This window comes from Nocardioides sp. GY 10113 (assembly GCF_004919105.1).
Lineage (GTDB): Bacteria > Actinomycetota > Actinomycetes > Propionibacteriales > Nocardioidaceae > Nocardioides.
In genome coordinates this window covers 219,606-229,199 of sequence record NZ_STGK01000010.1, presented here as the reverse complement: position 1 = coordinate 229,199, position 9,594 = coordinate 219,606, and the positions used below count along the sequence as shown (strand labels likewise).

The 9,594-nt window shown below is 73.4% G+C and carries 11 protein-coding genes; 6 read left to right on the top strand and 5 right to left on the bottom strand.

Annotated features, from left to right (window positions below; all coding sequences use genetic code 11):
- The 3 genes from E8D34_RS13800 to E8D34_RS13790 form a co-directional block, all read right to left on the bottom strand.
- Positions 1-516 (bottom strand): DUF222 domain-containing protein (locus E8D34_RS13800; RefSeq protein WP_136595213.1); only part of this gene is annotated, 516 nt, incomplete at its 3' end.
- 211 nt (positions 517-727) lie between these two features.
- The gene (locus tag E8D34_RS13795; protein WP_136595212.1) at positions 728-1,102 is read right to left on the bottom strand and encodes a hypothetical protein; all 375 of its coding nucleotides are present in this window, start codon (positions 1,100-1,102) and stop codon (positions 728-730) included.
- Positions 1,103-1,158: 56 nt separating this feature from the next.
- Positions 1,159-2,013 (bottom strand): hypothetical protein, encoded by an 855-nt coding sequence (locus E8D34_RS13790; RefSeq protein WP_136595211.1) that lies wholly within the window; start codon positions 2,011-2,013, stop codon positions 1,159-1,161.
- Positions 2,014-2,137: 124 nt separating this feature from the next.
- Between E8D34_RS13790 and E8D34_RS13785 the strand changes: the two genes are divergently transcribed.
- The 5 genes from E8D34_RS13785 to E8D34_RS13765 all read left to right on the top strand — a co-directional run bounded on the left by E8D34_RS13785 (position 2,138) and on the right by E8D34_RS13765 (position 6,471).
- A complete protein-coding gene (locus tag E8D34_RS13785; protein WP_136595210.1) occupies positions 2,138-2,794 on the top strand; it encodes a TetR/AcrR family transcriptional regulator in 657 nt (218 codons plus the stop codon).
- A gap of 100 nt (positions 2,795-2,894) precedes the next feature.
- The gene (locus tag E8D34_RS13780; RefSeq protein ID WP_136595209.1) at positions 2,895-3,662 is read left to right on the top strand and encodes an SDR family oxidoreductase; all 768 of its coding nucleotides are present in this window, start codon (positions 2,895-2,897) and stop codon (positions 3,660-3,662) included.
- 78 nt (positions 3,663-3,740) lie between these two features.
- Positions 3,741-4,979 carry an acyl-CoA dehydrogenase family protein gene (locus E8D34_RS13775; protein WP_136595208.1) on the top strand — a complete coding sequence of 413 codons (1,239 nt, stop codon included), beginning with the start codon at positions 3,741-3,743 and terminating at the stop codon, positions 4,977-4,979.
- 129 nt (positions 4,980-5,108) lie between these two features.
- Positions 5,109-5,786, top strand: coding sequence for a hypothetical protein (locus E8D34_RS13770; protein ID WP_136595207.1), 678 nt, complete (start codon positions 5,109-5,111; stop codon positions 5,784-5,786).
- A 43-nt stretch (positions 5,787-5,829) separates the two neighbouring features.
- Positions 5,830-6,471 carry a GyrI-like domain-containing protein gene (locus tag E8D34_RS13765; RefSeq protein ID WP_136595206.1) on the top strand — a complete coding sequence of 214 codons (642 nt, stop codon included), beginning with the start codon at positions 5,830-5,832 and terminating at the stop codon, positions 6,469-6,471.
- 45 nt (positions 6,472-6,516) lie between these two features.
- Here the strand turns inward: E8D34_RS13765 and E8D34_RS13760 are convergent, their stop codons facing one another.
- Positions 6,517-7,332 carry a hypothetical protein gene (locus E8D34_RS13760; RefSeq protein ID WP_136595205.1) on the bottom strand — a complete coding sequence of 272 codons (816 nt, stop codon included), beginning with the start codon at positions 7,330-7,332 and terminating at the stop codon, positions 6,517-6,519.
- Positions 7,333-7,529: 197 nt separating this feature from the next.
- Positions 7,530-9,014, bottom strand: a complete 1,485-nt coding sequence (locus E8D34_RS13755; protein ID WP_206056718.1) for an MFS transporter — start codon at positions 9,012-9,014, stop codon at positions 7,530-7,532.
- Positions 9,015-9,075: 61 nt separating this feature from the next.
- Between E8D34_RS13755 and E8D34_RS13750 the strand changes: the two genes are divergently transcribed.
- Positions 9,076-9,549, top strand: coding sequence for a MarR family transcriptional regulator (locus tag E8D34_RS13750; RefSeq protein WP_136595203.1), 474 nt, complete (start codon positions 9,076-9,078; stop codon positions 9,547-9,549).
- The last annotated feature ends 45 nt before the right edge of the window (positions 9,550-9,594 follow it).

Sequence of the window (9,594 nt, the reverse complement as noted above, 5' to 3'; positions counted from 1 at the left end):
GAGCCTCGAAACCCCGGACCGGGGCGAGGTGAGGGCGTCGAGGTAGGTCGCCAACCTGGTCGCGGACGCGTCCGGGAGCGTGATCGTGATCCGGGTGGCGCCGTCGCCGAGCGGCTTCATCCGCAGTGAGAGCGCTGTCTGGGCGTGGGTCTCCTCCTCGTGCAGTCGGCGGGCCTCCTCGTCCTCGGCCACCGCGGGGGCGACCACGTCCAGCACCCGGCGACCGAGGACGCGGAGGTGTTGGGGCAGCATCCCCAACCCGCCGCATTCGGGCGCCTCGCCGGTGCCGAGCGCGACCAGGCGTGCCTCGGCGTCGGACCGGACGTCGGCGCCGACCCGGTCGGGGAGCGCGTCCAGGGCGTGCACGATCACCTTGGCCTGGTCCAGCGACAACCGCCCGCGAGCCATCGCCTCACCAACCTTCGGCCAGCGTTGGTCGATCGCCTCGGCCAACCGACCTTCCGACCGGAGCCGGGCGACCTCGACGTTCGCGCGGTGGGCCAGCCACCCGGCCACGTCCCGCGCGCATCCGCCACATCACCAGACGCCGCCATGGTCCGCAGTCGCAGCTCGGCGTACGCCGATTCTACGCGGTAACAGAACTGGCGTTCGATAGCCAGCATCGATGAAACCGCAGGTCACAGGCACGCAAACCACCTCGAGCCGCCCCAGATTCCCATCGCCGCAAGGCGGTTCGGGGCGGACCGCGCCGCCACCTCGCGCCGGCTCAGCCGCAGCGGGTGACCGTCTCGACGAGCCATCCCCGAGGGCGCCGGACCTTGATCGTCCCGACCCGTTCACCCTCGGCGTCGAACACGCGGACGCGAGCGCGGCGGGGGTATCGCTCGTTGCGGACCACCACCATCCGCTCCCCCTTCTCGAGGAAGGGCCGGGCCGCCTTGCGTGGCGTGCGCTTGCCGGTCGCCCCGGGGGCGTAGTCGATGACCTGCTGCACGCAGGTCGTGGCACGCACCGCCGCCGGGGCGGCGCTGGCGGGGTTGGCGGCCTGGGCGCCGAGGGCCGGTGTCGCGGTCCCGAGCGCGGTGGCCAGGAGTGCGACGGCCAGGGGTGCGATGCCGGTGGTGGTCCTGAGGGGGCGCATGGGGGACTCCTTCGTCGGGTGCTGCTTCGACGACTGGGGCCCACCACCGGTTCCGCTCACATGCACAGGACGGGCCTCAGGACCCGCGGCCACGCGGTGGTGTCCTCGCCCTCGACGAGGAAGGCGGTCCGGCCGTCGGCCCCGAGCCAGAGCTCCGCATCCGCGCGGTGGTAGCCGCTGTCGCGCGCATCCGCCGGGAGGCCCGCGTCGACCGGACCCGCCGGGACGTCGTCGGCGAAACGCTCGGCCAGGCCGCGGATCGGTCGGCTGGCGAAGGTCAGGTCGCCGACGGTCAGGAAGGTGACCGACTGCCAGTCGCAGTGCTCGGGGCCGGGACGCGAGACGATCTCGGTGGTGGGTGCGGGACGGCCTGAGGCGTCGGTCCAGATCTCCAGGCCGCGGGCCTCCGCGTAGCTCGGCGGCTGCTCCGAGGCGTCGCACCTCGCCCACGACTCCAGGTACCAGCCGGGGCCACCGGCCCCCTCGGTCGCGGGCCCGTTGCGCACGATCACCGCTTGCTTCGCCACGCCGTCGACCTGCACCACGAACAGCGCCCGATCGGGCTCCTCCCTGACCAGTGTCAGCCCTGGCACGGGGCCGAACAGGCCCTCGCCGGCGGCGGTCTCGAGCGCGCCCTCGGGGCTGTCGGCGGTCGCCCCCTCCCCGTAGACCTCGTCGGCGTCCAGGTCGCCGGGACCGAACGCGCGCCCGCCGGAGCCCCAGGTCCGGCAGTCGACGACGTTGCCGGCGGCGCCGGCGTCGGGGTGGACGGCGTCGGAGTGCGCGACCACCAACGGGCCGTCGTATGGGCCCGCGGGCTGGTCCGCGGGCTGGTCCTCGGGGACGGTGGCGGTTCCGCAGGCCGCGAGCGCGGGCAGGAGCAGTGCCGCGGCGAGGAGCGTCGGTCTCATGGCGGTCCGACGCTGGGCCCCGGCCCCCGGTTCCGCACGCCGAACGGGACCGGGCCGCGGCGCGTCCGACGTCGCACATTCGACGGAGCCGGCCTACATCCCGACCGGTCGGTATGATCGCTCCATGTCCGAGCCCACGACCGAGGCCGGGGCCGACTCCGCAGGCACGACCGCACCCCGGCGGGGTCGCCCGCCGACCACCGTCGACGGACTCAGCGTGCCCGAGCGGCTGGTCGAGACCGCCGTGCGGCTCTTCTCCGAGAAGGGGTTCGAGCGCACGTCGGTGCAGGACGTGGTCTCCGCGGCGGGGGTGACCAAGGGGGCGATGTACCACTACTTCTCCTCCAAGGACGACCTGCTGCACGAGATCTACGCCCGCGTCCTGCGGCTGCAGCAGGAGAACCTGGAGCGCTTCGCCGCGCTCGACGCGCCGGTGGCCGAGCGGGTCCGCCGTGCCGCCGCCGACGTGGTGGTGACGGTGATCGAGAACCTGCCGGACGTCACGATCTTCTTCCGGTCGCTGCACCAGCTCGCCGCCGAGCAGCAGGCGGAGGTGCGGCGCGCGCGCCGGCGCTACCACGAGACGTTCCGGGCGATGGTCCACGAGGGCCAGGTGGCCGGGGAGTTCCGCGCCGAGGTGGACCCCGAGCTGGTCGTCGACTACTACTTCGGCGCCGTCCACCACATCTCGGTCTGGTGGCGTCCGGACGGGGCGCTGAGCGCGGAGCAGCTGGGCGAGCAGTACGCCGACCTGCTGCTCGCCAGCGTCTTGCCGCGCTAGCCGCTCCCGACCGGCGCGCGAGGGCCGGGCGGCCCTTGACAGTCGCCGCCGCGCCGCCGATGCTACATACCGACCAGATGGTATGAAAAGGAGCTCCTGAATGACCGCACAGCCCGCCCACCGGTTCGAGCAGCAGACCGCCATCGTGACCGGCGCCAGCCGCGGCATCGGGCTGGGCATCGCGGAGCGCCTGGTCGCCGAGGGCGCCCGCGTCGTGGTCACCGGTCGCAAGCAGGACGCGCTCGACGAGGCGGTCGCCGCGCTCGGCGGCCCCGACGTCGCGCTCGGCGTCGCCGGGCACGCCGACGACACCGACCACCAGGCCGAGACCGTCGCCCGCGCGATCGAGGCGTTCGGCAGCCTCGACCTGCTGGTCAACAACACCGGCATCAACCCGGCGTACGGCCCCCTGATGGAGCTCGACGCCGGTGTCGCCCGCAAGATCGTCGACGTCAACTGCATCGCCGCCCTCTCCTGGGTCCAGCACGCGCACCGGGCGTGGATGGGCGAGCACGGCGGCTCGGTGGTCAACGTCGCCTCCGTCGGTGGCCTCCGCCCGGCGCCGGGCATCGCGTTCTACGGCGCCAGCAAGGCGATGCTGATCCACCTCACCGAGGAGCTCGCGGTCGAGCTCGCCCCCGACATCCGGGTCAACGCGGTGGCGCCGGCCGTGGTCAAGACCAAGTTCGCCGGCGCCCTCTACGAGGGCCGCGAGGAGCAGGTCGCGAAGGCCTACCCGCTCCAGCGCCTCGGCGTGCCCGAGGACATCGGCAGCGTCGTCGCGTTCCTGCTCAGCGAGGACGCGGCGTGGATGACCGGCCAGACGCTGGTCGTCGACGGCGGCATCCTGCTCAGCGGCGGCGTCTGAGCGACCCGAACGTCCCCGCGGCGCGCACGCGGCGCCGCCTCCCGCCCACCATCACCTCCACCGAAGGAGCCTCCACCGATGGACTTCGCGCACGACGCCCGCACGATCGAGATGCAGGAGAACCTGCGGGACTTCCTGGACACCCACGTCCACCCCGCCGAGCCGGTCTTCCGCGACCAGCTGTCCGCGCTCTCCGACCGCTGGGCGTGGGACAGCGCGCCCGTCCTCGGCGACCTGCGCGCCGAGGCCCGCAGCCGCGGCCTGTGGAACCTCTTCCTCCCGGGCGCCGACAACCCGCACGGCGGCGGCCTGACCAACCTCCAGTACGCGCCGCTCGCCGAGCTCAGCGGCCGCGCCATGCACCTCGCCCCGGCCGCGATGAACTGCGCCGCCCCGGACACCGGCAACATGGAGGTGCTGGAGATGTTCGGGGACGAGGCGCAGAAGAAGGAGTGGCTCGAGCCGCTGCTGGACGGCACCATCCGCTCGGCGTTCGCGATGACCGAGCCCGACGTCGCCTCCTCCGATGCCACCAACATCGGTACGTCGATCGTGCGCGACGGCGACGAGTACGTGATCAACGGCCGCAAGTGGTGGATCACCGGCGCGATGAACCCGAACTGCCGGATCTTCATCGTGATGGGCAAGACCGACCCGACCGCCGACCGGCACCGCCAGCAGTCGATGGTGCTGGTCCCGCGCGACACCCCCGGCCTGGAGATCAAGCGCGGGATGGAGGTCTTCGGCTACGACGACCACGAGCACGGCGGCCACGCCGAGCTCGCGTTCACCGACGTCCGCGTCCCGGTGAGCAACCTGATCGGCGAGGAGGGCGCGGGCTTCGCCATCGCCCAGGCCCGGCTCGGCCCGGGCCGGATCCACCACTGCATGCGCTCCATCGGCATCGCCGAGCGCGCGATCGAGGCGATGTGCGAGCGCGCCGAGGCCCGCGTCGCGTTCGGCAAGCCGCTGGCCCGCCAGGGCGTGGTCCGGGACTGGATCGCCGAGTCCCGGGTGCGGCTGGAGCAGCTGCGGCTGCTGGTGCTCAAGACCGCCTGGCTCATGGACACCGTCGGCAACAAGGGCGCCCACACCGAGATCCAGGCGATCAAGATCGCCACCCCGGCCACCGTGCAGTGGATCCTCGACAAGGCGATCCAGACCCACGGCGCCGGCGGGCTCTCCCAGGACTTCGACCTCGCCGCGGCGTACGCCGGCGTCCGCACCCTGCGGTTCGCCGACGGCCCCGACGAGGTGCACAAGAACGCGCTCGCGCGCACCGAGCTGGCCCGCCAGGCGGCACGCCGCGAGGGCTGACCCGGTTCCCGACCGGGGGCGGGAACCGGCGGCTTCGGGGTGCCCGGGCGGCGCGGGCGGCACGAAGGTCCCGCCCGGCTGGGCCGATCGGGCGTTGCCCCGGTCGGCGGCCACCCCTAGGTTCGATGCATGGGGTGGCCGCGCAGAGCGCTCGGTGCCGCCGTGGCCGGGACGGTGGTCTACGGCGTCGCGGTCCGCCCGCGGCTGCGCACCTGGGGTGCCACCGCCGCCGAGGTGAACGGGCCGTTCCCGGGCGCCGACGTGATCCGCGGCGGACGTCGCGGGGCGACGATGGCGACCACCATCGAGGCCCCGCCCGAGGAGGTCTGGCCCTGGCTCGTCCAGCTCGGCGGCGACCGGGCCGGCTGGTACTCCTGGGACCACCTCGACAACGGCGGCCGGCCCAGCGCCCGCCACGTCCATCCCGAGTGGCAGCACCTCGAGGTCGGCGACCACGTGAAGTACTGGACCAACGCCTACGGCGCGGTCGACGCGTGGGAGGTGGTCCGGCTCGAGCCGGAGCGGTTCCTCGGCCTCTACGGCGCCAGCGACCTGCTCGGCAACCCGCTGCGCCGCGACGACCCGCGGCCCTACGCGTGGAGCGAGGGGCTCTGGGGATTCGACCTCAGGCCGCTGCCCGGCGGTCGGACGCGCCTGGTGATCGGCGGCTACGAGGCGTTCTACCCGGACTGGGTCGGCCGCGTGGTGGGCTTCCTGTTCCCGGCGATGGTGTGGGTGATGCAGGCGCGGATGCTCAAGGTGCTCAAGCACAACGTCGAGCGGGCCGCCGGCCACCCCGATGACTGAGCCCGATGACTGAGCCCGATGACTGAGCCCGATGACTAGCCCGATGACTGACGCGGCGACGGGGGCCACCGCCAAGGTCGACCTCAAGAAGGAGATCGACGCCTACCGCGCCCGGCGCGGCGAGTTCCGCCTCGTCGACGTACCGCCGTTGCAGTACCTGATGGTCGACGGTCACGGCGACCCCAACACCTCCCCGGAGTACGCCGCGGCGCTGGCCGCGCTCTACCCCGTCGCCTTCGCGCTCAAGTTCGCCAGCAAGCGCACGCTCGGCCGCGACTACGTGGTGATGCCTCTGGAGGGGCTGTGGTGGGCCGAGGACATGGACTCCTTCACCGTCGCGCGCGACAAGTCCCGGTGGGACTGGACGATGATGATCCTCGCCCCGGACTGGATCACGCCGGCGATGGTCGCCGACGCGCTCGCGGCCGTGGCGGCCAAGGGGGCGCCGGACGCCCTCGGCGAGGTGCGCCTGGAGACCCTCGCCGAGGGCCGCTGCGTGCAGACGCTGCACCTCGGCCCGTACGACGCGGAGGGGCCGGTGCTGGCGCGGATGCACGAGGATCACATCGCCGCCGCGGGCCTGCGGCCCACCGGCAAGCACCACGAGATCTACCTCGGCGACCCGCGCCGGGTGGCGCCGGAGAAGCTGCGCACGATCCTGCGGCAGCCGGTCGCTCCCGCGTGAGCCCCGGGGTCGGCGGCTGCCGACCGACCGGACGTGCGCTGCGGGTCAGTTGCAGCCAGCGGCGGTGAAGACGCACATCTCCAGTGCGATCGCCCGGTTCTCGTCGGTGAGCAGCGTGAGGTACTCGTCCGTGCCGAGCAAGGGCATCGGCGCCGCGTAGCGGACCAGGACGGCTGCCCCGACGCGGAGCAGGTGGTAGGTGCCGTCGGCCGCGCCGGTCGCGGTCACGTAGAGGTCGTCGTAGCCGCTGGTGTGGGACGGCACGGCGAACCGGACGGGGCTGCCGCCGTCGGTGCTCCGATCGACGCGGCACTCCGCGACCGCCGAGCGGACGCTCGCCAGGTAGCCGGCTGCCGCGTCCGCGTCGGCGAAGAGGAGCAGGTCGCGCTCGTCGACCGGCTCGCCGTCGTACCCGACGGAGGAGAGGCGGTCGACCTCGCCGTGCCCGGCGGCCACCTGCATCCCGCAGATCTCGGGCGCGGCCCGGCCCTCGAGGCCCTCGCCCGGCTCCGGCCTGGTGGCCTCGTCGTCGGCTGACTGTCCGTGGGCGAGCGGGAAGTCGGCGGGGATGACCGACGGCACCGAGGGTGCCGCGTCGGTGGCCGCGAGCGGCTCCGCGCCGGGGTCCGCGACCGCGGGTGCCGGGTCGAGGCGATCGACCGAGGCGACCTCGGTCGACGCGATCGAGGTCGCGGTGCGCAGGCTGAGGAGCACCGCGAGCACGAGCGCGCCCACCAGCGCCAGCGAGGCCGCCGTCCATCCGAGCCGGTGGCGTCCCGGGCGCGCCGCCGCGTCCGTGCCCATGAGGACGTCGGTCCCGGTCGTCTCCGTCGTCGCGACGGGGCTGTCCTGCATCACCATCGGTGCTCCCCTCCTCGTGGGAGCGCCGTCGCTCGTCGGCGTTCCCTCCTCGGCCCGCACTCGGGCCTCTGTCGGGGAGATCGGCGGGGTGGGGGCGCGATCAAGGAATCCAGCACGCCCCGAACGCCGCGAGCCCCGCGACCGGGATCGGTCGCGGGGCTCGCGGGTGCGGCCGGGTGCGGCCTGGTGCGTCGGGGTCAGTCCGCCGGCGGGGCGACGATCTCGTCGAGGTCCGCGACCTCGTGCTCGATGGAGTCCTCGGCCTCCCGGCTGGCCCGGGCCGGGATGGCCAGGGCGGTCGCGGCGGCCAGCACCGCGACGCCGGCGCCGATGAGGAAGCCGGTCCGGAACGCGTCCTCGCTCGGCAGCGTGTACGGGCCGAAGTCGGTGGTCATCTGGGCCAGGACGACGCCGATCACCGCCGCGGAGGTGGTGGTGCCGATGGAGCGCATCAGCGTGTTCACGCTGTTGGCCGAGGCGGTCTCCGACAGCGGGACGCTGCCCATGATCAGCGCGGGCATCGCGCCGTACGCCAGGCCGACGCCGCCGTTCGCGACGCAGATCGCGACGAGGAGGCCCCAGGTCGAGCCCATCAGTGCGAGCGAGAGGCCGTAGGCGACGGCGATCACGCCGGCGCCGAGGGCGAGGGTGATCCGCGGGCCGCGGGCGTGGGAGATCTTCGCGCCGAGCGGGGAGACGAGCATCATCACGAAACCGCCGGGCAGCATCCACAGGCCCATCCCGAGCATGCTCTGGCCGAGGCCGTAGCCGGTCGCCACGGGTAGCTGCAGCAGCTGCGGGGTGAGCAGCATCTGGGCGTACATCGCCATGCCGAGCACGATCGAGGCGATGTTGGTCAGCAGTACGACGGGCCGTGCGGTGACCCGCAGGTCGACCAGCGGTGCCGGGATGCGCAGCTCGAAGGCGCCCCAGGCGAGCAGCACGATCACCGCGGCTGCCAGGCAGCCGAGGGTGGCGGCGCTGCTCCAGCCCCAGTCGGCACCCTTGGAGATGGCGAGCAGCAGGCAGACCAGGCCGATGCCGAGGCCGAGTGCGCCGATCGGGTCGAACCGCCCCGTGGCCGTCACCGGCGTCGCCGGGATCAGGAAGTAGATCAGCGCCGTCACGATCACGGCCGCGGCGGTGGCGACCCAGAACAGCGCGTGCCAGTCGGCGTGCTCGGCGATGGCCGCCGCCATCGGCAGGCCGAGAGCGCCGCCGACGCCCATCGAGGCGCTCATCAGCGCGATCGAGGAGCCCAGCCTCTCGGCCGGGATCAGGTCGCGCATCGCGCTGATCCCGAGCGGGATCAGGCCCATGCCGACGCCCTGCATGCCGCGGCCCACGATCATCGGGAGCACGGAGTCGGCCAGGGCGCCGATGACGGACCCGGCGACGAGCACGAGCGAGCAGGCCAGCATGATCCTGCGCTTGCCGTAGAGGTCGCCGAGGCGACCGCTCACCGGGGTGGCGACGGCGGCCGCGAGCAGGGTCGCGGTGACCACCCACGAGGCGTTCGAGGCGCTGGTGTCCAGCAGCTCCGGCAGGTCGCCGAGGATCGGGATCACGAGCGTCTGGGTGATCGCGGCGGTGATGCCCGCGCAGGCCAGCACCAGCACGACGGGGCCCGATCGGACGACGGGCGCCGCTGGGGGCGCTGCGGGAGGGGCGGTCTGGCTCACGAATGTGCACAGTACACATTTCGTGCACGATGCACGACTTGTGGTTGCTACAGTTCCCGCCATGAGCGGCCCGCAGGCAACGACCGCACGCGACGTGGACCTCGCCGACATCGAGTTCGAGGCGATGATCCTCGGGCGGCACCTGGCGCCGCGGGACGCGGCGTACGGGCTGCACCTGGACAAGAGTGCGTACACGTTGATCACCCGGCTGCAGGTCGACGGGCCGATGTCGATCGGCCAGCTGTCCGACGCCTTCGGCCTCGACGCCTCCACCCTCAACCGGCAGACCGCGAAGATGGTCGAGCAGGGCCTGGTGCGCCGGATCCCCGACCCGGACGGTGGGCTCGCCCGCAAGTTCGAGGTGACCGAGCAGGGCGCCGCGCACCTGGCCCACGACCGTCGTCGCAAGCTGGCGGGTCTGGGCGAGGTGCTCCGGGCCTGGCCGGAGGAGGACGTCGCCGCGCTGGCCGAGCTGCTGCGCCGCTTCAACGGCTCCATCGAGGAGCGCGACGGGCGGCCCTGGCCGCGGCCCTGAGCCGGTCTCGCCCTCGAGGAGCGTCCAGGAGCGGGCGGTCGGTGA